Origin of the sequence: Fibrivirga algicola, assembly GCF_011742925.1 — a bacterium.
GTDB classification, from domain to species: Bacteria; Bacteroidota; Bacteroidia; order Cytophagales; family Spirosomataceae; genus Fibrella; species Fibrella algicola.
The window spans coordinates 1-223 of the sequence record NZ_WAEL01000053.1; the positions used below are offsets into that span (position 1 = coordinate 1).

At 57.8% G+C, this 223-nt stretch carries 1 protein-coding gene; it reads left to right on the top strand.

Annotated features, from left to right (window positions below):
• The coding region (locus F7231_RS27175) for a PA14 domain-containing protein (protein ID WP_208295711.1) at positions 1 to 223 on the top strand (223 nt) is incomplete at both ends.

Below are 223 nucleotides of genomic sequence, written 5' to 3' on the forward strand. Positions count from 1 at the left end.
CTTTACCGCCACGCTTCGAGCCACCAACGTGGCTGGCCTGTCGGTTACAACCAACGTTACCTTTGTGTACACGGCGGCAACTACGCCGGTCGTCGTGGTTGGCGCTGGTCAGGGAACGGGGCTGACAGGGGACTACTTCAACAGTACTGATCTGTCAGGAGCGATCAAAATGACGCGTATCGACCAGACCATCAACTTCAATTGGGGTGAGGCCAGTCCGGGC